Consider the following 21,336-nt stretch of genomic DNA (forward strand, 5'->3'; position numbering starts at 1 on the left):
GATGTGTATAAGAGACAGGCATCGCCGGGGTGCCCAGGGATGCGGGGGCGCCGGGATCGCGCCACGGATCGGGGGCGAATGCGCCGCTGTCCGCGTGCCGGGCCGCATCGAGTGCCCCGGCGTCGGCGGGATGGCGCTGCAGGGACTCGGCGCGGGGTTGGGGGCGGCCGAACGCCTCGGCGAGCACGGGGTCGCTGGCCCTGGGGGTCGGCCGGAACTCGGCGTGCCCACGGTCCTTCTCCACCCCGGTGAACGAACCGGTGACACCGCTGGGCCTGCCGAACGCGCGTTGCGCCGACGGATCCACCGGCGGTCGGTCGACGGGGCGGGGAGCCATGCGGTTGCTCGCGCCGGACTGGTCCTGGTTGGTCACCCGATCCAGCCTACCGGCGCTTGCGGCGGTCCCGCGCGGGGTCCTCAGCAAACTTGGGCTGACTCGAGCCGTCGTCGGCGGGGTGCTGCATGTGCTGCGGGATCTGCGACAACATGTCGAGCAACGACGTGGGGATCGCAATCGGCCGGGAGTCCCGCAACGCGGCCCTGGCCTTGCTCTGGGCGTCCACCTCGGTGGCGCACTGGGCGCACAGCGACAGGTGGTGTGCGGCGCGCATGTGCGCGTTCATGCGCAACTCACCGTCGACGAACGCGGCCATGGCTTCGGTCGAGAGATGTTCGGTGGACCCGAACTGACGCGGGGCGCCGACGGGGGCGTCGCTCTGGGACGCGAACTGGGCGGGCAGCCAGGAGAACGCTCGACGGAACACATGCCCCGGATCGACCATCACCTGCGCTCCCCTCGGTCCTGCGTTTCTCAATGCGTCACCCACTATGAATGTAGCGCGGTAGTGCCCGACGGACACCCGTGATGGTCAGGCCAGCCGAATGTGCGATGCCGCGGCGTCGGCCGAGTGCTTGGCCAGGTGGTCGCGCAGCGCCTGCCTGCCGCGGTGGATGCGGCTACGGACGGTGCCGAGCTTCACGCCCAGCGTGGCGCCGATCTCCTCGTAGGACAGACCTTCGATGTCGCACAGGACGACGGCGGCGCGGAACTCCGGCGGCAGGGAGTCCAGGGCAGCCTGCAGATCCGGACCGAGGCGGGAATCGTGGTAGATCTGCTCGGGGTTCGGGTCGTCGGCGGGCACCCGGTCGTAGTCCTCCGGCAGCGCCTCCATGCGGATGCGGCCGCGGCGCCGGACCATGTCCAGGAACAGGTTCGTGGTGATGCGGTGCAGCCAGCCCTCGAAGGTGCCCGGCTGGTAGTTCTGCACCGAGCGGAACACCCGGATGAAGGTCTCCTGCGTGAGGTCCTCGGCGTCGTGCTGGTTGCCCGAGAGCCGGTAGGCCAGGCGGTACACCCGGTCGGCGTGCTGACGGACCAGTTCGTCCCACGACGGCATCGTCGTCTTGTCGCCGGTCGCGTCGAACACTGCGGTACCGGTGAGCTCGTCGGAGGGCTCGACCCAGTCCGAATCACTGAACTGCTCGAGATGCGCCATCGAGACGGGAGCGGCTGGGGCGGTCGGGGCCGCCCCGGAATTGGTGATCGTCGGATCCTCCATGTCGCGGCTGACAAGGTCCTTCTGCATAGCGTCGTATTCGGCAACGCGTACGGCGACGTCGTTATTCCTGCCCCGACGCCATCTGCCGTGTTCCATGCGAGCCACCGTTCCTGATCGTGGTGTGGGTGGAGTATGAGAGCTATGAACGTTCCCTGAGAATGCCTTTTACCCGCCCGCTCACCTGCGGAAACCCGCGAAATTGGACGGAGATCACACGTTGCGGCGCGGGCGTGTCGCAGGCGCGGCGCTCGCGGCCGGGGGAATACAGTTCGGGCATGGCCAGCACCGACGATCCCGCGGGCGAACCGCGACCCAGCCGCGCGGAGGCGATCGTCGCACACGCCGAGCAGTCCATCTCCGAGGACGGCATCGTCGCCGCGGCGCGGGATCGGGCGGTCGACATCGGCGCCGGCGCGGTCACTCCGGCGGTCGGCGCGCTGCTCAGCGTGCTGGCACGGCTGACCGCCGCGAAGGCAGTCGTCGAGGTCGGCACCGGGGCCGGGGTCAGCGGGCTGTGGCTGCTCTCGGGGATGCGCGAGGACGGGGTGCTGACGACGATCGACGTCGAACCCGAACATCAGCGCATCGCCCGGCAAGCCTTCGCCGAAGCCGGTATCGGCCCCGGACGCACCCGGCTGATCAGCGGCCGCGCCCAGGAGGTGCTCACCCGGCTCGCCGACGATTCCTACGATCTGGTGTTCGTCGACGCCGACCCGGTCGACCAGCCACAGTTCGTCGTCGAGGGCGTACGGCTGCTGCGTCCGGGCGGGGCGATCGTCGTGCACCGGGCGGCCCTCGGCGGGCGGGCCGGCGATGCGAGCGCCAACGATGCCGAGGTGGGTGCGGTCCGCGAGGCCGCCCGCCTGATCGCCGAGGACGAGCGCCTCACGCCGGTGCTGGTGCCGCTCGGCGACGGTCTGCTCGCTGCCGCGCGCGACTGACCCCATTTCTCGCGAAACAGCATTCCCGGTCGTCAACCGGGCGTCTTGGCAACCCGGAACGCTGTTTCGCGCACGACTCTTGACGCGTGACTGAACGCGCGTTTAGCCTATTGAACATGCGTTCAGCGCCCGACGATCGAACCACCGTTGCCCGCATCCGCGATGCGGCCATCGCGGCGTTCGGCGAGCACGGTTTCGACGTCGGGGTCCGCACCATCGCCCAAGCCGCGGGTGTGAGCCCCGCACTGGTGATCCACCACTTCGGATCGAAGGAGAACCTGCGCACGGTCTGTGACGAACACATCGCCGAGGAGATCCGCAGCGGCAAGTCCGCGACGATCCAGAGCAACGACCCCGCGACGTGGTTGGCACAGATGGCCGAGATCGAGTCGTATGCCCCGATCATGGCGTACCTGGTACGCAGCATGCAGTCGGGTAGCGGTTTGGCGAAGACGTTGTGGCGCAGGATGATCGACAACGCCGAGCAGTATCTCGACGAGGGCGTGCGGGCTGGCACCGTCAAGCCGAGCGCCGATCCGCGGGCCAGGGCCCGCTTTCTCACGATGGCCAACGGCGGCTCGTTCCTGCTCTATCTGCAGCTGCACGAGACACCCGGCGATCTGCGCGGGGTGCTGCACGACTACACCGAGGACATGGTGGTGCCCGCGCTCGAGCTCTACACCAACGGTCTGATGGCCGATTCGACCATGTACGACGCTTTTCGTGCACAGCGGGAGAAGAAGGGAGACGGCGATGACCGACCATGACAGCGGTGGCCCCGCGGTCGAGATCCGCGGGCTGGTGAAGACTTTTGGACGCACCAGAGCACTCGACGGCCTCGACCTGACCGTGTGGCCCGGCAGTGTCAGTGGCTTCCTCGGCCCCAACGGCGCGGGCAAGTCCACCGCCATCCGGGTGCTGCTCGGCCTGCTGCGCGCGGACTCCGGCTCGGTGCGCCTGCTCGGCGGCGATCCTTGGCGCGACGCGGTGGACCTGCACCGAGACATCGCCTACGTGCCGGGTGACGTCACGCTGTGGCCGAATCTGACCGGCCTGCAGGCGATCGACTTCCTGGCCGGTCTGCGCGGCGACGGCGTCGTGAACACCCGTCGCCGCGACGAGCTGATCGACCGCTTCGAACTCGACCCGCACAAGAAGGCGCGCACCTATTCGAAGGGCAACCGCCAGAAGGTCGCCCTCGTCGCCGCGTTCAGTACGGCCGCCCGGCTCTACATCCTCGACGAGCCCACATCCGGCCTGGACCCCTTGATGGAGAAGGCTTTTCAGGAGTGCGTCGCGGAGGTGGCCCGCAACGGCGCGGCAGTGCTGCTGTCCAGTCACATCCTGGCCGAGGTCGAGAAGCTCTGTGACAGCGTGACGATCATCCGTGCGGGCCGCACCGTCCGGGCGGGCCCCCTTGACGAGCTGCGGCATCTGATGCGCACGACCGTGACGGTGCGCACCCGCACCGATGCCCGGGCGCTGCACGCCGAACCGTTCACCCACGACCTCAGCACGTCCGACGGGCTGACCCGGTTCTCGGTGAACCGCACCGATCTCGACGCGGCGATGGCGCGGCTGACGAGCCTGGGGATCGAGGAACTCACCGTCACCCCGGCCTCACTGGAAGACATGTTCCTGCGCGAGTATTCGGATACCCGGTCATGACCACCGGGGTGGGCGCCCTGCTGCGGCTCGCCGTGCGTCGCGATCGTGTCCGGCTGACGGTGTGGATCGCCGCGCTGACCCTGCTGATGGCCTACGCGCCCAACGCGTTACGCCTCGCCTACCCCGACGAGGCCTCGCGGCTCTCTCGCGTCCAGCTGCTCAAGACCCCCGCGGGCATCATCATGGGCGGGCCGATGTTCGGCGGCAACGAGACCGACCTCGGCGCGATGATGGCCAACGAGATGATGCTGACGCTCATCGTGGCCGCCTCGATCCTGGCCATCCTCACCGTCATCCGCCACACCCGCGCCGAGGAGGAGAGCGGCGCCGCCGAACTCGTGCTGTCCTCGGTCGTCGGTCGCCACGCCCGTACGACGGCGGCGCTCCTCCTCGTCGGCGGTGTCAACGCGATACTGACGATCACCATGACCGTTGCGATGGCCACCGCCGGCTTCGACGTGGTCGACACCGCCGCCATGTGCCTCGGGGTGACTGCGGTGGCGATGCTCTTCGGCGCGGTCGCGGCCGTGTCGGCGCAGCTGTGGCGGCAGTCCCGCACCGCCACCGGGGCGGCGCTGGCCGTACTCGCGGCCGCGGTGCTGGTGCGCGGCGTCGGAGACGTGATCGACCACTCCGGCAGCGCGCTGAGCTGGGTCTCCCCCATCGCCTGGGCACAGCAGATGCGGTCGTTCGTCGCGCTGCGGTGGTGGCCGCTGGCACTACTGGTGGCGCTGACCGCCGTGCTGATCGTGCTGGCCGCGGTGCTCGAGCAGCGCAGGCAGTACGACGGCGGGACGATCCCCGCCACCGGCGACCGGCCCGGTGCGCCGGCGATCCGCGGCGTATTCGGTCTGCACCTGACGCTGGTGCGCGGGCTGACGGTTGCGTGGGGCGCCGGACTGTTCCTCGCCGGGCTCGCGTTCGGTTCGATGACGAAATCGCTGCAGGACGCCGCGCAGACCAATGAACTGCTGGCACGCGTGCTCGACGCGCAGGGGACCGACGGCGTGTACACGACGATGACGCAGTTCCTCGGTGCGGCCTGCAGCGCGTACGTCGTCACCGCGGTGCTGCGGATGCACACCGAGGAGGAGTCCGGCCGCGCCGAGACGGTACTGGCCGGTGCGGTGTCGCGCTGGCGGTGGCTGTTGTCCGCGGTGGCCGCGGCGCTGTTAGGCGCCACGGTGCTGATGGTCGCAGCCGGGTTCGGCAACGGCCTCGGCGCGGGGCTCACGCTCGGCGAACCGGCCACGGTCGTACGGTTGACGCTCGCCGGGGTGGCGTTCGTCCCGGCGATGGCCGCGATGGCCGGGGTGGCGGCGCTGGCGTTCGCGCTGCGCCGCACCTGGCCGGCGTGGGCGGCGGTCGCCTTCGTCGTCGTCTCGCTGTATCTCGGTGCGCTGCTTCGACTTCCGCAGTGGCTGCTCGACGTGTCACCGATCGGTCAGACGACGGCGCCCAGCGATTATCCGGTCGCCGCGCTCACCGTCATGATCCTCGTCGCGGCGGTGCTCACCCTGTCGGCGGGCCTGCTCTACCGGCGCCGCGACGCGGCGTGAAGCGGATGCGCCAGATCCCCTAGATCCAGATGCCCTTGCCGACGGCGACCACGCCGCCTGCGCTGACCGAGAAGCGTTCGCGGTCCTTCTCGAGGTCGACACCGACCATCTCGCCGGGGCCGACGACCACGTTCTTGTCGAGGATCGCGTGGCGCACCACCGCGCCGCGCCCGATCCGCGCGCCGGGCATGATCACGCTGCCCTCGACGATCGCGCCGTCGTCGACGACGACGTTGGACGAAAGCACCGAATTGCGGACCGAGGACGCCGAGATGATGCTGCCCGCGCCGACCACCGACTCCTGGGCGGAGCCGCCGTTGACGAACTTGGCCGGCGCGAGGTTGTCGGACTCGCCGCGGATCGGCCAGCGCTTGTTGTACAGGTTGAAGATCGGGTGCACCGAGACCAGATCCATGTGCGCGTCGTAGAACGCGTCGAGCGTCCCGACGTCGCGCCAATAGCCGTGGTCGCGCTCCGTGGCGCCGGGGACCTCGTTGTCGCTGAAGTCGTAGACCGCGGCCATCCCGTCGGCGACCAGCCGCGGGATGATGTCGCCGCCCATGTCGTGGTCGGAGTGGTCGTCGTCGGCGTCGGCGCGGATCGCGTCGATGAGGACCTTGGTGGTGAAGATGTAGTTGCCCATCGACGCGAACGTCTGCTCGGGGTCGTCGGGCGTGCCCGGCGGATCGGCGGGTTTCTCGATGAAGCTCTTGATGCGGCCGGACTCGTCGGCGTCGATGCAGCCGAATGCGGTGGCCTCCGAGCGCGGCACGCGGATCCCGGCGACCGTCGCCCCCGCCCCGCTCTCGATGTGGAACTGCAGCATCTGCTCGGGGTCCATGCGGTACACGTGGTCGGCGCCGAACACCACGATGTAGTCGGGGTCCTCGTCGTAGATGAGGTTCAGCGACTGGTAGATCGCGTCGGCCGAACCGGTGTACCAACGCGGCCCGAGGCGTTGCTGTGCCGGCACGGGCGTGATGTATTCACCGGCCAGGCCGCTCAGCCGCCAGGTCTGCGAGATGTGCCGGTCCAGCGAGTGCGACTTGTATTGCGTCAGAACGCAGATGCGCAGATACCGGGCGTTGACCAGATTCGACAGCACGAAGTCGATGAGCCGGTAGGCCCCTCCGAAGGGAACGGCGGGCTTGGCTCGGTCGGCCGTGAGCGGATACAGCCGTTTGCCCTCTCCGCCGGCCAGGACGATGCCCAGCACGTGTGGCAGTTCCCTCATGACCCCAACCCTATTCGTCGGTACTGACTGCGGCTAGCCGTTGCCTGATACGCACACTACGGTCGTGGTTATGAGGGTGGCGATGATGACGCGGGAATATCCACCCGAGGTGTACGGCGGGGCCGGTGTCCACGTCACCGAACTCGTCCGCGAATTGCGCCGTCTCGTCGAGGTCGACGTGCACTGCATGGGGGCGCCGCGTCCCGGCGCGTTCGTCGCCCAGCCGGACCCGGCGCTCAAGGGCGCCAACGCCGCCCTGGCCACCCTGTCGACGGATCTGAACATGGTCAACGCCGCAGTCGGTGCGACGGTCGTGCACAGCCACACGTGGTACGCCGGGATGGCGGGTCACCTGTCGGCGCTGCTGTACGGCATCCCGCACGTGCTGACCGCACACTCGCTGGAGCCGATGCGGCCGTGGAAGGCCGAACAGCTCGGCGGCGGCTACCGGGTGTCGTCCTGGGTGGAGAAGACGGCCGTCGAGGCCGCCGACGCGGTGATCGCCGTCAGCTCCGGGATGCGCGACGACGTCCTGAAGACCTATCCGGCGCTGGACCCGGGCCGGGTGCACGTGGTGCGCAACGGCATCGACACCGACGTGTGGCATCCGGTCGAACCGCAGGCCGGGGAGTCGGTGCTGGCCGAACTCGGAGTCGATCCGACGCGGCCGATCGTGGCGTTCGTCGGCCGCATCACCCGGCAGAAGGGGGTGGCCCACCTCGTTGCGGCGGCGCACCGCTTCGCCCCCGACGTGCAGCTGGTGCTGTGCGCCGGCGCGCCGGACACCCCGGAGATCGCCGCCGAGGTGACGACCGCAGTACAGGGGCTGGCCCGTGCCCGCAGCGGCGTGTTCTGGGTCCGCGAGATGCTGCCGATCGGCAAGATCCGGGAGATCCTCTCCGCGGCAACGGTGTTCGTATGCCCGTCGGTGTACGAGCCGCTGGGCATCGTGAACCTGGAGGCGATGGCCTGCGGGACGGCGGTGGTGGCCTCCGACGTCGGCGGCATCCCGGAGGTCGTCGCCGACCGCCAGACGGGCCTACTGGTCCACTACGACCCCAACGACGCGGTCTTCTTCGAGATCCGCCTCGCCGACGCCGTCAACTCGCTGATCGCCGATCCCGACCGGGCACGCCAGTACGGCGCGGCCGGCCGGGAGCGGTGTATCGCGGAGTTCTCCTGGGCGCACATCGCCGAGCAGACCGTGGAGATCTACAACAGAGTTTCGGCCTAGGCTCCGCGTCGCGGCTGTGCGCTAGCTGGTGACGTTCTTCAGTTCGTCGCCGAGCGCCGAAGCCTCGTCGGGAGTCAGTTCGACGACCAGCCGCCCGCCACCTTCGAGCGGTACCCGCATCACGATGCCGCGCCCCTCCTTGGTTGCTTCCAAAGGACCGTCACCGGTCCGGGGCTTCATCGCCGCCATCGAGAGCTCCCTCCACATGAGCCGACCGCCACCAGACGGAACGATCGAGCCGGACCCGCCACCTCTTGGACGTGTCTCGGCGCCAACTCCTCTATTCTTCCCTATCCGGGCCTCGGCGTGTGCCAAGACCCTGTGCAGCGACGTGTCCGGGCGCTCAGCGCACCGGTGGAACCCAGCAGGCGACGACGTGATCGTCGACCATTCCGGTCGCCTGCATCAGCGCGTAGGCCGTCGTCGGGCCGACGAAGCGGAAGCCCCGGCGCTTGAGCTCCTTGGCCATCGCGGTGGACTCGGGCGTCACCGCGGGCACCTCGGAGAGTGCGGCGGGACGCGGCCTGGGCGGCGGCGCGAACGACCACAGGAGTTCGCCGAGATCCACGTCCAGTGCGGCGACGGCACGGGCGTTGGCGATCGTGGCCTCGATCTTGGCGCGGTTGCGCACGATGCCCACGTCGGCCATCAGCCGTTCGACGTCATGGGTGGTGTAACCGGCCACGCGGTCGACGTCGAAACCGTCGAATGCGCGCCGGAAGTTCTCCCGTTTCCGCAGGATGATGAGCCAGGACAGCCCGCTCTGGAACGCCTCGAGGCTGATCCGCTCGAACAGAGGCGCCGTATCGCGGACCGGCTGCCCCCACTCATAGTCGTGGTAGTCGCGGTAGAGCGTGAAATCCGCGGCTGACAGCCGGGAGCCGTCCAGCCAGCCGCACCGGGCCCGGCCGTCGTCGGGCACCGGATCGGTCATGGTGACGGCTCGTCGGCCAGCTCGTCGGCCCGCGTCTGCGCCGCCCGGACGGCGTCGAGTTCACCGCGCAGCGCATCGATCTCCTGGCCCAGCCGGTCGAGCACCCAGTCCACCTCGGCGGCCTTGTAACCGCGCAGCGTCTGGGTGAACTTCAGCGCGCCCACGTCGGCGCCGGTGACACCCGAGGCGGGCAGCACGGTGGCGGTGGTGGCACGGGGCAGCGGAGGCAGCGATTCACCGCGGCCGAAGAGCACGCTGCCGATCCCGAACAGCACCGTGGCGACCAGCACCAGGACCACCAGATAGAGCAGTATCAACGTCACAACGTCGATCTTGCCCGACCGCTCCTCGCTACGGCCGCAGGCTGACCATCGGCGGACGGTCCTCCAGCGAGACGCCCGACGCGCGCGGCGAGAAGCCGTCACCGTCGGCGAAGAACTGGGTCAGCCCCACCCCGGAGTCCGGGATGCCGCAGCGCGACATCAGCGTGGCGATGACCTGTCGGCTCATCGCCGCCAACTCCGTCAGCGGCCGGTTGCGGTGCGTGCGCACGCCGAGGTTGACCTGGGCGATGCCGTCCAGCCCGACCCGGTCGTAGGCGTCGACCAGCAGTCCGATCTCCACGCCGTAGCCCGGCGCGAACGGCACTGCCGTCAACAGCTCCCGGGTACCCGCGTACTCGCCGCCCAGCGGCTGCAGCAGGCAGGTCAACTCGGGGCGCAACGAGGCCAGCAGCGGGCGGGCGACCAGTTCGGTGACTCGGCCCCCGCCGTTGGCGTCCTCGCGTCCGCTCACCATGAGCGGCCTGCGGTAGAAGCCCTTCACCAGGTGCACCCCCGGCGTCACCAGCAGCGGCCCGAGCAGGTTCGGGACGAACATCGGGTCAGGGTCGAGCAGATCGGAGTCGACGAAGACGATGAGGTCCCCGGTGGTGGCGGCCAGCGAACGCCACAGCACCTCACCTTTGCCAGGCTGCGGGTTGACCTCCGGCAGCGCCGCCTCGCGGCTGATCACGCGGGCGCCCGCGGCGACGGCGCGGATCGCGGTGTCATCGGTGGATCCGGAGTCCAGCACGACGAGTTCGTCGACCAATCCGCCGAGCAGCGGCGTGATGGTCTCGACCACCCCGGCGACGGTCTCCTCTTCGTTGAGCGCGGGCAGCACGACAGAGACGGTGCGGCCGGCCTTGGCGGCCTCGAGTTCGGCGATCGTCCAGGTGGGCCGGTTCCAGCTGTTGGTCTCGAACCAGGGGTGCTGCGCGATGGCGTCCGCGGCGCGGAGTTCAGTGGTCAGATCCGAGATCAGTTCCGGAAATGCGGTCATGCCAGTCCCCTCACCGTGCGCGTCGGCGGACGCGTGCCCTGTATCGACGCGACCATCTCCAGCACGCGTCGAGTGGGTCCGACCTCGTGGACCCGGAACATCGCCGCCCCGGCCGCCGCGGAGAGTGCGGTGGCGGCGAGCGTGCCCTCGAGCCGTTCGGTCAGTCCCACACCCAGAGTCTCCCCGACGAAATCCTTGTTACTCAGGGCCATCAGGACGGGCCATCCAGTGTTAACAAGGTCTTCCACGTGCCGCAACAAACTGAGGCCGTGATGGGTGTTCTTGCCGAAATCGTGGGTCGGATCGATCAGGATCCGGTCGCGGGCGACACCCGCCGCCGCCGCGCGCTGCGCGGCCGACGTCACCTCCGCGATGACGTCGTCGACCACCCCGCGCTCGGTGATGCCGTAGTGCACGCGGAACGGCCGGGTCCGCGGCACCGCGCCGCCGGTGTGTGAGCAGACCAGGCCCGCGCCGAACTCCGCGGCCACGTCGACCAGGCCGGGGTCCACGCCGCCCCAGGTGTCGTTGATCAGGTCGGCGCCGGCTGCGCAGGCCTGTTTGGCGACCGTCGCGCGCCAGGTGTCCACGCTGATCACGACGTCGGGGAAGGTGGCCCGCAGCCACTCGACGAACGGGACCACGCGGGCGATCTCCTCGTCGGCGTCCACGGTCTGCCCCGGGCCCGCCTTGACCCCGCCGACGTCGACGACGTCCGCGCCCTCCTCGACGACGCGGTGGGCGGTCTCCTTGGCGGCCTCGTCGGTGAAGGACGCCCCGCGGTCGTAGAACGAGTCCGGCGTCCGGTTCACGATCGCCATGATCAGCGCTCGGTCGCCGGCGACGGGGCGTCCGCAGAAGGTGGACTGCACACCCCCAGGCTACGGACGTGTGAATTCGACCTGTTGCAGCGCGGATTCCCGCGATGATCGAGGCAGTCGGCCATCCACCATACGAAAGGAAGCGCGTGATGAAGATGCGAGCCGCCCGGATGTACGGGTACAAGCAGCCGCTGCGCCTCGAAGAGATCGACGTCCCCTCCGTGGCGCCCGACGAGGTCCTGGTCCGGGTCGGCGGCGCCGGGATGTGCCGGACCGACTGGCAGCTGATCGACGGGTATTTCGATACCGGGCTGGACATGAACTATCCGATCACTCCCGGTCATGAGGTCGCCGGCTGGATCGACCACGTCGGCGCCGACGTTCCGCGGTCGGCCGGCCTGTCGGAGGGCGATCAGGTGGTGGTTTTCGGCAGCTGGGGCGACGGCGCCTGCCGTCAGTGCCACGAGGGCAACGAGCAACTGTGCGCGCACGGTGTGTGGGCCGGTTTCGGTCCGCACGGCGGTTACCAGGAGTACCTGCCCGTCAACTACCGCTACCTGATCAAGATGCCCGGCGACGGCGACCTCTCCCCCGACACCCTCGCGCCGCTGACCGATGCCGGCCTGACCCCCTACCGCGGCCTGAAGAAGTTACGCGCGGCCGGGCATCTGGGTCCCGGCCGGACGGTGGCCGTCAACGGAATCGGCGGGCTCGGCAGCTACGGCATCCAGTACGCGAAACTGCTCGGCGGCGGCGCCGACGTCGTCGCGTTCGCCCGCACCGACGACAAACTCAAGATCGCCCTGGACAACGGCGCGGACCACGCCATCAACGTCCGCGGTAAGGACACCGACGCCGTCCGGGCCGAACTCGAAGCGTTCACCGGCCGCGGCGAACTCGACGCGGTGATCGACTGCGCGGGTTCGGAGGACTCGATCCGGCTGGCGTTCGCCCTGCTGGCCGCCGAGGGCGCCGTGGCGTCGGTGGGCCTCATCGGCAACCGCGTCGACATCCCGCTGTTCCCGCTGGTGGCCCGCGAGTACACGTACTTCGGCTCGTTCTGGGGCAACTACAACGACCTCACCGAGGTGCTCGCGCTGGCCCGGGCGGGGCAGATCAAGCACACGGTCACTCGGGTCCGGTTCGACGACGTCAACGACACCCTCGAGGCGATCGCCCGCGGCGAGGTGCTCGGCCGCGCGGTGATCGTCTACGACTGACGTCTACTTCGGCTTCTTGCCGTCCTTGACCTCGGTGAGGTAGTCCTCGTAGAACGGCACGTAGCCCTCGTCCTTACCGGACAGCACGTAGATCGGGTCGGACACCTCGACGTTGTCCTCGTCGCCCTCACCGCTGCTGCCGCCGTAGCCCTCCTTGCGCAGATCGACCTTCTGGCTCTTGAAGGTCGAGGTGTGCGCCAGCTCCTCGACCACTCGCACGAACAGCGGAACGGCGTAGCCGGGCAGCTTGCTGTGCACCGCGTCGGCCAATTTCTTGCCGTCGAACTCCCGGCCCTTCTTGAGCTGGATGGCGGCCATGCCGGCCCGCCCACCGGTGTGGGGCACCTCGACGCCGAACACCGTGGCTTCCTCGATCTGCTCGTCGGTGGACACGGCGGCCTCGACCTCGGTGGTCGCGACGTTCTCGCCCTTCCACCGGAAGGTGTCACCGAGGCGGTCGGTGAACGCGGCGTGAAAGAACCCCTGGGCGCGCATCAGATCGCCGGTGTTGAACCACACGTCGCCGTCCTTGAAGGCGTCGCGGACCAGCTTCTTCTCGGATTCTTTGTCATCGGTGTAGCCGTCGAACGGCTGGAAGCTGCTCACCTTGCTCAGCAGCAGACCCGGCTGACCGTGCCGGACCTTCTTGACCCGGCCCTTGTCGTCGCGGACCGGGTCGCCGGTCTCGCCGTCGTACTCGACGAACGCCACCGGCGTCGGGCAGATGCCGGTGGTCTTGTCCAGGTTGAAGAAGTTGACGAACGCCGTGTTGCTCTCGCTGGCGGAATAGAACTCGCAGACCCGCTCGATGCCGAAACGCTCGGTGAACTGATCCCAGATCGCCGGTCGCAGACCGTTGCCGGCGATGACGCGCACCCTGTGCTTGCGGTCGGTGTCCTTCTCGGGCTGGTTGAGCAGATACCCGCAGATCTCGCCGATGTAGACGAACGCCGTGGCGTCGTAGCGAATGACGTCGTCCCAGAACTTCGACGCCGAGAACGACTTGCCGATCGCCAGCGTCGCCCCGGAGTTGAGGACCGCGGACAGCGCGACCGTCAGCGCGTTGTTGTGGTAGAGCGGCAGGCAGCAGTACAGGGTGTCGTCGGTGCGCAGACGCATCCCCATGCCGCCGAAGCCGGCGAGTGCGCGCAGCCAGCGGTAGTGGGTCATCACGCTGGCCTTGGGCATGCCGGTGGTGCCCGAGGTGAAGATGTAGAACGCTTTGTCCTTCGCGAGGACGGCCGAGGTGGCGGCCGGGTTACTCGACGGGGCGGTCTCCGCGAGGCGCTGGAATTCGTCGAGGGTGATCAACGCCGAGGTGTCGGCGCCGCTCTCCTTGATCGGGTCGACGAAGTCCGGGTCGGCGACCACGACGGTCGCCTCGAGCAGTCCGAGGCTGTGCGCGAGCACGTCCCCGGTCTGGTTGTAGTTGAGCATCCCCGAGATCGCGCCGCACTTGACCGCGGCGAGCATCAGCAGGATGGGTTCGGGTGAGTTGCGCAGCATGATGCCGACGACGTCACCCTTACCCACACCGCGGGCGGCCATTACCGCGGCATAGCGGTTGACGGTCTCGTTGGCCTCGCCGTAGGTGATCTCGCGATCCTCGAACTTGAGGAAGATGTTGTCGGCGTGCCGCGCCGCGCGTTCCTGGAAGACCTTGCCGATCGAGGTCTTCGCCGACGGCCTCGCGAGGAAGCCGGTGAACACTCCGCGCAGGATGACCGGCGCGTCCATGATGATTCCTGGCACCTGACTGGCGATGTCCAGCAACCCGACGCTGCTGCGGGTGCCCGACTTGTCGTCGCTCATGCCTGTTCGTTCCCTCCACTGTTCGTTTGTCGAAACACCCTAGTGACCCTCGTCACCGCCGCGGCGCGCACGCATCCAACGCTGCGGACACGTCCTCGACCACGATCAACCGGTCCAGCGCGGCCTGGACGACATATCCGCTGTCGACCAGTCCGTGCAACCAGGCCAGCAGACCGCCGTAATGGCCGATCGGGTCGAGTATCACCACCGGCTTGTCATGCATACCCAAAACAGCGGCAGTCCAGGCTTCGAAGAATTCCTCGAGGGTGCCGATGCCGCCGGGCAGGGCCAGGAACGCATCCGCACGGTCCTCCATCACCTGTTTGCGTTCCCGCATGGTGTCGGTGACGACGAGTTCGTCGGCGTCGACGTCGGCGACCTCCCGGTGCACCAGCGCCTTCGGGATGACGCCGATCGTGCGGCCGCCGTGCGACCGTGCGGCCGAGGCGACCGCACCCATCGCCGACACGTTCCCGCCGCCGGAGACCAGGGTCCAGCCACGGTCCGCGATCGCCTCGCCGACGCGGGCGGCCAGATCCGTCAGCTCGGGGTGGGTCGGGCCGGAGGCGCAGTACACGCAGACCGCCCAGGGACGTTCGAGATCGCGGGACACACGCACAAGTTAGACCTAGACTCCGGCGGTGCCTGTCGATTGGGTGGTGGCGCCGACAGATCCGGCACTGGAGACGATCCGGGCCGGTGTCGCGCAGGGGTCCGGCGCGGTCCTGATCGGCCCGGCCGGCGTGGGCAAGACGACGCTGTTGCGGCTGGCCGGCGAGCGGCTCGCCGACGCGGCCCAGGTGACGTCCATGGTGACGGCGACGGCGTCGACGGGCGCCATCCCGTTCGGCGCGTTCCGCGATCTGCTCGACATCCCGCCGACGGGGAAGACGGCGGCGATCCTGCGCGCGGCGCGCGAGACGCTGCGCGGCCGGCTGCTCCTGGTCGACGACGCCCATCAGCTCGATCCGTTGTCGGCGACGCTGCTGCACCAGCTGGCGCTGGACGGGACGGCGCGGCTCGTTGTCGCGGTGGCTGCCGGGGCGCCGGCTCCCGATCAGGTGAGCTCGCTGTGGCTGGACGACCTGTTGACGCGGGTCGACCTGGATCCGGCCGGCCACGACGACACGCGGGTGGCGGCCCAGGCCGAGGCGTTCGTGGCGGACCTCGCTCCGGACGCGCGGCGCGCTCTGGAGTGTCTGGCGGTAGAGAACCCGCTCGAGGCCGGCGTGCTCACCGCGATCGCGGGCTCGGACGCGCTCGACGCCGCGGTGGCAGCGGAAGCGGTCCGCGTCGTCGGTGACAGCGTCCGCGCCGCCCACCCGCTGTTCGTCGACGCCATGCGCGGCATCGCAGGTGGTCCTGAAATACGCCGCCTCCGTACCGAACTCGTCGCGGTCCTCGCCGCGCGCCGGCCAACCGGGGTGCTGCAGCGGTTACGGCTGGCGGCGCTGGCCCTCGACAGCGATCACGAACTGCCCGCCGCTGATCTCACCGCCGCGGCGCAGGAGGCGCTGCGGCTGGGCGATCTGCAGCTCAGCGAACGGCTGGCCCGCGTCGCGCTGCAGCGCGCGGGTGACCTGGCGTCACGGCTGGCGCTCGGGTATGCCTTGACCTGGCAGGGCCGCGGGCGGGAGGCCGATGCGGTGCTGGCCGACGTCGACGAGACCGCCCTGTCCGACGACGAGCTGATGGCGTGGGCGCTGCCGCGGGCCGCGAACCAGTTCTGGATGCTGTCCGAACCCGAGCGTGCGACGGCGTTCCTGCGCACGGTGCGCGGCCGGGTCGCCGGCTCGGGGGCGCGGATCACGATCGACGCGCTGTCGTCGACGTTCGCGATGAACGCCGGGATGCCCGCCAAGGCCATGGAACTCGTCACCGCGGTGCTGGCCTCGCCCGACGCCGACGAGACCGCGGTCGGCTGGGCCAGCGCGGCGGGCGCCCTGAGCTGCGCGCGGATGGGCCGGCTGGTCGAGGTGGACGCGTTGGCCGATCAGGCCCTGGCGACGCAGGCTCCGGGGCTGCTCCGGTTCACCAGCGGCTTCGGGCAGACCACCACGCACCTGTTCGCCGGCGACCTGGACCGCGCCCACGAACTCGCGCGCCGGCTCACCGAATTCGCCGAATGGCAGCAGCCGGGCCGGGCGATCGGCGAGGTGCTGATCGCCGACGTGTTGATCGCCCGCGGTGAACTCGACGCCGCGGTCACCCTGCTGCGCGACGCCGCGGCGACGCTCGCGCCGACCGGATACTCGTGGGGTCCGCTGGCGTGGATGCTGCTGGCACAGGCGCTCGGCCAGCAGGGCGCCACGGTCGAGGCGGGTAAAGCGCTGGCGCGCGCCGAATCCCGGCACGGTCTCAAGTCGATGCTGTTCGCCCCCGAGCTGGGGATAGGCCGGGCGTGGACGATGGCTGCGCGCAAGGACGGCCACGGTGCGGTCGCCGCCGCCCGCGAGGCGGCCCGCAGTGCCGAGCGGGGCGGTCAGCTCGCGGTGGCGCTGCGCGCGCTGCACGACGCGGTGCGTCTCGGCGACGCCAGGGCGGCCGATCAGATGGTGCGGTTGGGTCTGGACTGTGAATACGGCCGGCTCGCGCTGTGGCACGCCAAGGCGTTCGCGGCCGCCGACGCGGACGGTTTGGACGCCGCCGCCGCGGCGCTGGCCGGCATCGGCATGCACGGCGCGGCGGCCGATGCGATGCGCCAGGCCGACGCGGTGCGCGGCTGAAATCAGTGACGCGGTGGTCCGCTGCCCGGCCGTAGACTTCGGGGCGGACGAATCTGGGGAGGTGACCGCCGATGAGTGGACCGTTGAACGTACAGACCGACGGCCTGCGTCAGTTCTCGCAGACCCACTCCGATGTCGCGTCGCGGGTGTCGCAGCTGGTCAGCGGAGCTCCGACCGCTGCGGGCGTGGAGACCACGCACGGTCCGATCGCCTCGGCCGTCCAGTCCGCGCTCAGCGACGTGCTGGGTTCGCGCACCGGATCGCTGCAGAACACCGCGACCAGCGGCAACACCATCTCCGGCTTGCTGCGGAAGGCCGCGCAGATGTACGACGACGGCGACCGCGAGGGTGCGGCGAAGGTCAGGGCGGCCGCCGAGGCGATGAGTGCGCAGGCGGCACCTCAATCCTCCCGCAACACACCCTGATCGAGCCTCAGCCACCGCTGCACGCCGATCCGCTCGAGGAACGTCGCATCATGGCTCACGACGACGAATCCGCCCTCGTACGCGTTCAGCGCCGACTCCAACTGGCCGACGCTGACCAGGTCGAGATTGTTCGTCGGCTCATCGAGCAACAGCAGCTGCGGCGCCGGTTCTGCGGCCAGCACGCACGCCAGCGTGGCACGCAGCCGCTCCCCTCCGGAGAGCGCGGACACGGGAAGGTCGATGCGGTCGCCGCGGAACAGGAACTGCGCCAGTAGATGTCGTCGCCGGGTGAGGTCCATCCCGGGTGCGTATGCGGCCAGGTTCTCCGCGACCGACCGGTGCTCGTCGAGCAGGTCGAGACGCTGAGAGAGGTAGGCCACCCGGCCGGCGGCGCGCTGGACGGCACCGGCGCGCGGGGTGAGCTCGCCGGCGAGGATGCGCAGCAGCGTCGACTTGCCCGCCCCGTTGGGACCCGCCAGTGCGACGCGTTCCGGGCCACGGACGGAGAGGTTGATTCCGTTGTCCGCGAACAGTTCTCGTCCACCGTGATCGAAGTGCACGCCGGAGGCGGTGACCAGATCGCGGCCTGCAGGCACCTGGGTGTCCGGTAGGTCGACGACGATGGCGTCGTCGTCGCGCAGCGCCCGTTCGGCGGCGTCGAGGCGCGTCTTGGCGACGTCGACGCGTCTGGCGTGCACGTCGTCGGCTTTCGCGGCGGACTCCTGTGCGCGGCGCTTCCTGGCCCCGGCGACGATCTTCGGCAGCCCGGCGTCCTTGAGATTGCGTGCGGCCGTACCGGATCGGCGGGCCGCGCGTTCTCTCGCCTGCTGCAGTTGGCGCTTCTGGCGGTCGAGCTGCTGTTCGGCGCTGCGCACATCGCTCTCGGCGGCCCGCTGCGCCTCCTGCACCGCATGCTCGTATTCGGTGAAACCGCCGCCGAAGAACAGCATGTCGCCGCGGCGCAGCTCGGCGGTCCGGTCCATCCGGTCCAGCAGCATCCGGTCGTGACTGACCAACAGCAGGCTGCCGGCAAAACCATCGAGGGCCGCGTACAGGGCGTGCCGGGCGTCGGCGTCGAGGTTGTTGGTGGGCTCGTCGAGCAACAGCACGTCCGGGGCCGCGATGAGCTGCGCCGCCAGCCCGAGCGACACGACCTCGCCGCCGGACAGCGTGCCCAGCGGACGGTCCAGCGCGACGTCGGCGAGTCCGAGCCGGTCGAGGTGCGCGCGGGCCCGCTCCTCGATGTCCCAGTCCTCTCCGATGGCGGTGAACACCTCCTCACCGGCGTCGCCGGCGGCGAGCGCGTCCAGCGCCGCCAGCACCGGCGCGATACCCAATACGTCGGCGACGGTGCGGACCGCGTCGAAGGTCAGGTGCTGCGGCAGGTAGCCGAGGGTGCCGTCGACGGTGACCGAGCCCGACGTGGGTTTGAGGTCACCGGCGATCAGCTTGAGCAGGGTCGATTTCCCAGCCCCGTTCGGCGCGACCAACCCGGTGCGGCCGGGTCCGATGGTGAACGACAGGTCGTCGAACAGAACCGTGTCGTCCGGCCAGGAGAACGACAGGGCGGACGCAACGATGGACGAAGTAGACATGGTGAGGGACTCCTCGAGCGGAGGACGCGGGCACATGGCACCGCGAAACGACAGGACGAACAGCGCGCTCCGGTCACCCGGAGATGTCGTCGTCTCCCCACATGTCTTCCAGGGTAAGCGCGTCCGTCAAGCGGATAAATAGCCGCGCAGCATCCGGGTGGCCGCGGTGATCTGCTCGACCGAGACCCGCTCGTCGGCGCGGTGGGCCAGGTTGGGATCACCCGGTCCGTAGTTGACCGCCGGAATGCCGAGCGCGGCGAACCGCGCGACGTCCGTCCACCCGTATTTGGCGCGCACCTGTCCGCCTGCGGCCTCGACCAGCGCCGCGGCGGCGGGGCGGGTGAGTCCGGGCAGCGCGCCGGCGGCCGCGTCCGTCTGCTCCACGGTGACGTCGAGGCCGTCGAACACCTCGTGGACGTGGGCCAGCGCCTGATCGACGCTGCGGTCGGGGGCGAAGCGGAAGTTCACGGTCACGCTCGCCGCGTCGGGGATCACGTTGCCTGCGATGCCGCCGTCGATCCGGACCGCCGACAGCCCTTCGCGGTAGACGCAGCCGTCGATGTCGATGTCACGGGCGTGGTAGCCGCTCAGCCGGTCGAGCACCGCTGCAAGTTTGTGGATTGCGTTGTCGCCCAACCATGATCGCGCTGAATGCGCGCGGGTCCCGGCCGCCCGGACCACGACGCGCAGGGTGCCCTGGCAGCCGGCCTCGATGAACCCGCCCGACGGCTCGCCGAGGATGGCGACGTCGGCCTGCAGCCAGTCCGGCAGTTCACGTTCGATGCGTCCGAGGCCGTTGGCGGTCGCCTCGATCTCCTCGCAGTCGTACATCACCAGCGTGAGGTCGTGGGCGGGGTCGGCGATCGTGGCGGCCAGGTGCAGGAACACCGCGTCGCCGGATTTCATGTCGGAGGTACCGCAGCCGTAGAGGTCGTCACCGTCACGGCGGCTCGGCACGTTGTCGGCGGCGGGCACGGTGTCGATGTGGCCGGCGAGCAGCACGCGTGTGGGCCGGCCGCGGTTGGTGCGGGCCAGCACCGCGTCCCCGTTGCGGATGACCTCGAAGCCCTCGGTCTGTTCACGCAGTGCCGCTTCGACCTCGTCGGCGATGCGCTTCTCGTGGCGCGATTCGCTGGGGATGTCGACCAGCGCCGCGGTCAGTTCGACCGGGTCACCGTGCAGGTCGAGAGGCATGGCGTCAACGGTAGTCTGTGAACCCGTGACTTCTGCTTCAGGCATCGGCCTGGCGACGATCGCCGCCGACGGAACCGTCCTCGACACCTGGTACCCCGAGCCGGAGCTCGGCGGTGACGGCCAGGGTGGCACCGCGCGACTGTCGGTCGCCGAAGTCCCCGCGGAGCTGGGCGAGCTGACCGGGCGTGACGAGGACCGCGACGTCGACATCGTGGCGGTCCGCACCGTCATCGCGTCTCTGGCGGACAAACCCGCCGACGGCTACGACGCCTACCTGCGGCTGCACCTGCTCTCCCACCGGCTGATCCAGCCGCGGGGCGCCAACATGGACGGCATTTTCGGGGTGCTGGCCAACGTGGTGTGGACAAACCACGGCCCCTGCGCCGTCACCGACTTCGAACTGACCCGGGCGCGGCTGCGCCGGCGGGGACCGGTCACGGTGTTCGGTGTCGACAAGTTCCCGCGGATGGTCGACTACGTGGTCCCGGCCGGGGTGCGGGTAGCCGACGCCGACCGGGTGCGACTCGGCGCGCATCTGGCGGCCGGGACGACAGTGATGCACGAAGGCTTCGTCAACTACAACGCGGGCACTCTGGGCAGTTCGATGGTGGAAGGCCGGATCTCGGCCGGCGTCGTCGTCGACGACGGTTCGGATGTCGGTGGCGGCGCGTCGATCATGGGCACGCTGTCCGGTGGCGGCAAGGAGATCATCTCCATCGGCAAGCGCTGCCTGCTCGGTGCCAATGCGGGCGTCGGCATCTCCCTGGGCGACGACTGCGTCGTCGAGGCCGGGTTGTACGTCACCGCCGGCACCAAGGTTCAGACCGCGGACGGGCAGACGGTGAAGGCTCGTGAGCTCTCGGGTGCGAACAACCTACTGTTCCGGCGCAATTCGGTGACGGGTGCGGTCGAGGTCGTCAAGCGCGACGGATCGGGTATCACGCTCAACGAGGCGCTGCACGCCAACTAACCCCTGTGGATAAGTCGTTGGCGTGTCGGTGGTTTCGACTACAATCGAAACTATGTTCGATACGGTGTTCGCGGGGCGAGACGACGCCGCGCTGATCGCTGTCATCGACCAGTCCGCCCGC

General features: G+C 69.6%; 21 protein-coding genes and 1 pseudogene. 9 read left to right on the forward strand and 13 right to left on the reverse strand.

Going from position 1 to position 21,336, the window contains the following annotated elements:
* The 3 genes and pseudogenes from A5757_RS05265 to sigE all read right to left on the reverse strand — a co-directional run.
* A pseudogene (locus tag A5757_RS05265) lies at positions 1-373 on the reverse strand (serine protease); the annotation flags it as partial.
* Between the two features lie 10 nt (positions 374-383).
* Complete coding sequence (gene rseA / locus A5757_RS05270; protein WP_066829762.1) at positions 384-782, reverse strand: anti-sigma E factor RseA; 399 nt, start codon at positions 780-782, stop codon at positions 384-386.
* 87 nt (positions 783-869) lie between these two features.
* Complete coding sequence (sigE, locus tag A5757_RS05275) at positions 870-1,655, reverse strand: RNA polymerase sigma factor SigE (RefSeq protein WP_066829714.1); 786 nt, start codon at positions 1,653-1,655, stop codon at positions 870-872.
* A gap of 179 nt (positions 1,656-1,834) precedes the next feature.
* Between sigE and A5757_RS05280 the strand changes: the two genes are divergently transcribed.
* The 4 genes from A5757_RS05280 to A5757_RS05295 all read left to right on the forward strand — a co-directional run bounded on the left by A5757_RS05280 (position 1,835) and on the right by A5757_RS05295 (position 5,727).
* Positions 1,835-2,500 carry an O-methyltransferase gene (locus tag A5757_RS05280; RefSeq protein ID WP_066829765.1) on the forward strand — a complete coding sequence of 222 codons (666 nt, stop codon included), beginning with the start codon at positions 1,835-1,837 and terminating at the stop codon, positions 2,498-2,500.
* Positions 2,501-2,616: 116 nt separating this feature from the next.
* Positions 2,617-3,267: a TetR/AcrR family transcriptional regulator gene (locus A5757_RS05285; protein WP_066829716.1), complete on the forward strand. Its 651-nt coding sequence runs from the start codon at positions 2,617-2,619 to the stop codon at positions 3,265-3,267.
* Positions 3,254-4,168, forward strand: a complete 915-nt coding sequence (locus A5757_RS05290) for an ABC transporter ATP-binding protein (protein ID WP_066829723.1) — start codon at positions 3,254-3,256, stop codon at positions 4,166-4,168. Before A5757_RS05285 ends, A5757_RS05290 begins: the two co-directional genes overlap by 14 nt.
* The gene (locus tag A5757_RS05295; RefSeq protein ID WP_066829726.1) at positions 4,165-5,727 is read left to right on the forward strand and encodes an ABC transporter permease; all 1,563 of its coding nucleotides are present in this window, start codon (positions 4,165-4,167) and stop codon (positions 5,725-5,727) included. Before A5757_RS05290 ends, A5757_RS05295 begins: the two co-directional genes overlap by 4 nt.
* A gap of 19 nt (positions 5,728-5,746) precedes the next feature.
* Here A5757_RS05295 and glgC read toward each other — a convergent pair whose 3' ends face one another.
* On the reverse strand, positions 5,747-6,961 hold the full coding sequence (gene glgC, locus A5757_RS05300; RefSeq protein WP_066829729.1) for a glucose-1-phosphate adenylyltransferase: 1,215 nt from the start codon (positions 6,959-6,961) through the stop codon (positions 5,747-5,749).
* 70 nt (positions 6,962-7,031) lie between these two features.
* Between glgC and glgA the strand changes: the two genes are divergently transcribed.
* Positions 7,032-8,195 carry a glycogen synthase gene (gene glgA / locus A5757_RS05305; RefSeq protein WP_066829732.1) on the forward strand — a complete coding sequence of 388 codons (1,164 nt, stop codon included), beginning with the start codon at positions 7,032-7,034 and terminating at the stop codon, positions 8,193-8,195.
* 21 nt (positions 8,196-8,216) lie between these two features.
* On the opposite strand, the gene A5757_RS05310 is transcribed toward glgA, so the two are convergent.
* The 5 genes from A5757_RS05310 to folP all read right to left on the reverse strand — a co-directional run bounded on the left by A5757_RS05310 (position 8,217) and on the right by folP (position 11,273).
* Positions 8,217-8,384 carry a DUF3117 domain-containing protein gene (locus A5757_RS05310; RefSeq protein WP_066829768.1) on the reverse strand — a complete coding sequence of 56 codons (168 nt, stop codon included), beginning with the start codon at positions 8,382-8,384 and terminating at the stop codon, positions 8,217-8,219.
* 154 nt (positions 8,385-8,538) lie between these two features.
* Positions 8,539-9,129, reverse strand: coding sequence for a DNA-3-methyladenine glycosylase I (locus tag A5757_RS05315; RefSeq protein WP_066829734.1), 591 nt, complete (start codon positions 9,127-9,129; stop codon positions 8,539-8,541).
* The gene (locus tag A5757_RS05320; RefSeq protein WP_066829737.1) at positions 9,126-9,452 is read right to left on the reverse strand and encodes a DivIVA domain-containing protein; all 327 of its coding nucleotides are present in this window, start codon (positions 9,450-9,452) and stop codon (positions 9,126-9,128) included. The genes A5757_RS05315 and A5757_RS05320 overlap by 4 nt, the downstream gene beginning before the upstream one ends.
* A gap of 28 nt (positions 9,453-9,480) precedes the next feature.
* A complete protein-coding gene (locus A5757_RS05325) occupies positions 9,481-10,452 on the reverse strand; it encodes a glucosyl-3-phosphoglycerate synthase (protein ID WP_066829740.1) in 972 nt (323 codons plus the stop codon).
* Positions 10,449-11,273 carry a dihydropteroate synthase gene (gene folP, locus A5757_RS05330; protein ID WP_231983893.1) on the reverse strand — a complete coding sequence of 275 codons (825 nt, stop codon included), beginning with the start codon at positions 11,271-11,273 and terminating at the stop codon, positions 10,449-10,451. Before folP ends, A5757_RS05325 begins: the two co-directional genes overlap by 4 nt.
* A 149-nt stretch (positions 11,274-11,422) precedes the next feature.
* Here folP and A5757_RS05335 point away from each other — a divergent pair, with 149 nt between their 5' ends.
* A complete protein-coding gene (locus tag A5757_RS05335; RefSeq protein WP_082929327.1) occupies positions 11,423-12,493 on the forward strand; it encodes an NAD(P)-dependent alcohol dehydrogenase in 1,071 nt (356 codons plus the stop codon).
* Between the two features lie 3 nt (positions 12,494-12,496).
* Here A5757_RS05335 and fadD6 read toward each other — a convergent pair whose 3' ends face one another.
* Positions 12,497-14,305 carry a long-chain-acyl-CoA synthetase FadD6 gene (gene fadD6, locus A5757_RS05340; RefSeq protein ID WP_066829744.1) on the reverse strand — a complete coding sequence of 603 codons (1,809 nt, stop codon included), beginning with the start codon at positions 14,303-14,305 and terminating at the stop codon, positions 12,497-12,499.
* Between the two features lie 52 nt (positions 14,306-14,357).
* Positions 14,358-14,918, reverse strand: a complete 561-nt coding sequence (locus tag A5757_RS05345; RefSeq protein WP_156618184.1) for a TIGR00730 family Rossman fold protein — start codon at positions 14,916-14,918, stop codon at positions 14,358-14,360.
* Positions 14,919-14,946: 28 nt separating this feature from the next.
* Between A5757_RS05345 and A5757_RS05350 the strand changes: the two genes are divergently transcribed.
* Positions 14,947-17,031: an ATP-binding protein gene (locus A5757_RS05350; protein ID WP_066829750.1), complete on the forward strand. Its 2,085-nt coding sequence runs from the start codon at positions 14,947-14,949 to the stop codon at positions 17,029-17,031.
* Positions 17,032-17,102: 71 nt separating this feature from the next.
* Positions 17,103-17,456, forward strand: a complete 354-nt coding sequence (locus A5757_RS05355) for an ESX-1 secretion-associated protein (protein ID WP_066829752.1) — start codon at positions 17,103-17,105, stop codon at positions 17,454-17,456.
* On the opposite strand, the gene A5757_RS05360 is transcribed toward A5757_RS05355, so the two are convergent.
* Together A5757_RS05360 and dapE are read right to left on the reverse strand one after the other, a co-directional pair.
* Positions 17,432-19,051 (reverse strand): ABC-F family ATP-binding cassette domain-containing protein, encoded by a 1,620-nt coding sequence (locus A5757_RS05360; RefSeq protein ID WP_066829774.1) that lies wholly within the window; start codon positions 19,049-19,051, stop codon positions 17,432-17,434. The genes A5757_RS05355 and A5757_RS05360 overlap by 25 nt on opposite strands.
* Before the next feature lie 126 nt (positions 19,052-19,177).
* A complete protein-coding gene (gene dapE, locus A5757_RS05365) occupies positions 19,178-20,245 on the reverse strand; it encodes a succinyl-diaminopimelate desuccinylase (RefSeq protein ID WP_066829755.1) in 1,068 nt (355 codons plus the stop codon).
* On the opposite strand from dapE, the gene dapD reads away from it, so the two are divergent.
* Positions 20,244-21,215: a 2,3,4,5-tetrahydropyridine-2,6-dicarboxylate N-succinyltransferase gene (gene dapD, locus A5757_RS05370; RefSeq protein WP_197497264.1), complete on the forward strand. Its 972-nt coding sequence runs from the start codon at positions 20,244-20,246 to the stop codon at positions 21,213-21,215. The genes dapE and dapD overlap by 2 nt on opposite strands.
* The last annotated feature ends 121 nt before the right edge of the window (positions 21,216-21,336 follow it).

The sequence above is a fragment of the Mycobacterium sp. 852013-51886_SCH5428379 genome (assembly GCF_001665575.1).
GTDB lineage: Bacteria > Actinomycetota > Actinomycetes > Mycobacteriales > Mycobacteriaceae > Mycobacterium.

Bases quoted from the DNA above. Each gene is read 5' to 3' on its own strand.
- rseA (WP_066829762.1), bottom strand. From the start codon at position 782: ATGGTCGATCCGGGGCATGTGTTCCGTCGAGCGTTCTCCTGGCTGCCC.
- sigE (WP_066829714.1), bottom strand. From the start codon at position 1,655: ATGGAACACGGCAGATGGCGTCGGGGCAGGAATAACGACGTCGCCGTA.
- A5757_RS05280 (WP_066829765.1), top strand. From the start codon at position 1,835: ATGGCCAGCACCGACGATCCCGCGGGCGAACCGCGACCCAGCCGCGCG.
- A5757_RS05285 (WP_066829716.1), top strand. From the start codon at position 2,617: ATGCGTTCAGCGCCCGACGATCGAACCACCGTTGCCCGCATCCGCGAT.
- A5757_RS05290 (WP_066829723.1), top strand. From the start codon at position 3,254: ATGACCGACCATGACAGCGGTGGCCCCGCGGTCGAGATCCGCGGGCTG.
- A5757_RS05295 (WP_066829726.1), top strand. From the start codon at position 4,165: ATGACCACCGGGGTGGGCGCCCTGCTGCGGCTCGCCGTGCGTCGCGAT.
- glgC (WP_066829729.1), bottom strand. From the start codon at position 6,961: ATGAGGGAACTGCCACACGTGCTGGGCATCGTCCTGGCCGGCGGAGAG.
- glgA (WP_066829732.1), top strand. From the start codon at position 7,032: ATGAGGGTGGCGATGATGACGCGGGAATATCCACCCGAGGTGTACGGC.
- A5757_RS05310 (WP_066829768.1), bottom strand. From the start codon at position 8,384: ATGGCGGCGATGAAGCCCCGGACCGGTGACGGTCCTTTGGAAGCAACC.
- A5757_RS05315 (WP_066829734.1), bottom strand. From the start codon at position 9,129: ATGACCGATCCGGTGCCCGACGACGGCCGGGCCCGGTGCGGCTGGCTG.
- A5757_RS05325 (WP_066829740.1), bottom strand. From the start codon at position 10,452: ATGACCGCATTTCCGGAACTGATCTCGGATCTGACCACTGAACTCCGC.
- folP (WP_231983893.1), bottom strand. From the start codon at position 11,273: ATGGCGATCGTGAACCGGACGCCGGACTCGTTCTACGACCGCGGGGCG.
- A5757_RS05335 (WP_082929327.1), top strand. From the start codon at position 11,423: ATGAAGATGCGAGCCGCCCGGATGTACGGGTACAAGCAGCCGCTGCGC.
- fadD6 (WP_066829744.1), bottom strand. From the start codon at position 14,305: ATGAGCGACGACAAGTCGGGCACCCGCAGCAGCGTCGGGTTGCTGGAC.
- A5757_RS05355 (WP_066829752.1), top strand. From the start codon at position 17,103: ATGAGTGGACCGTTGAACGTACAGACCGACGGCCTGCGTCAGTTCTCG.
- A5757_RS05360 (WP_066829774.1), bottom strand. From the start codon at position 19,051: ATGTCTACTTCGTCCATCGTTGCGTCCGCCCTGTCGTTCTCCTGGCCG.
- dapD (WP_197497264.1), top strand. From the start codon at position 20,244: ATGGCGTCAACGGTAGTCTGTGAACCCGTGACTTCTGCTTCAGGCATC.
- dapE (WP_066829755.1), bottom strand. From the start codon at position 20,245: ATGCCTCTCGACCTGCACGGTGACCCGGTCGAACTGACCGCGGCGCTG.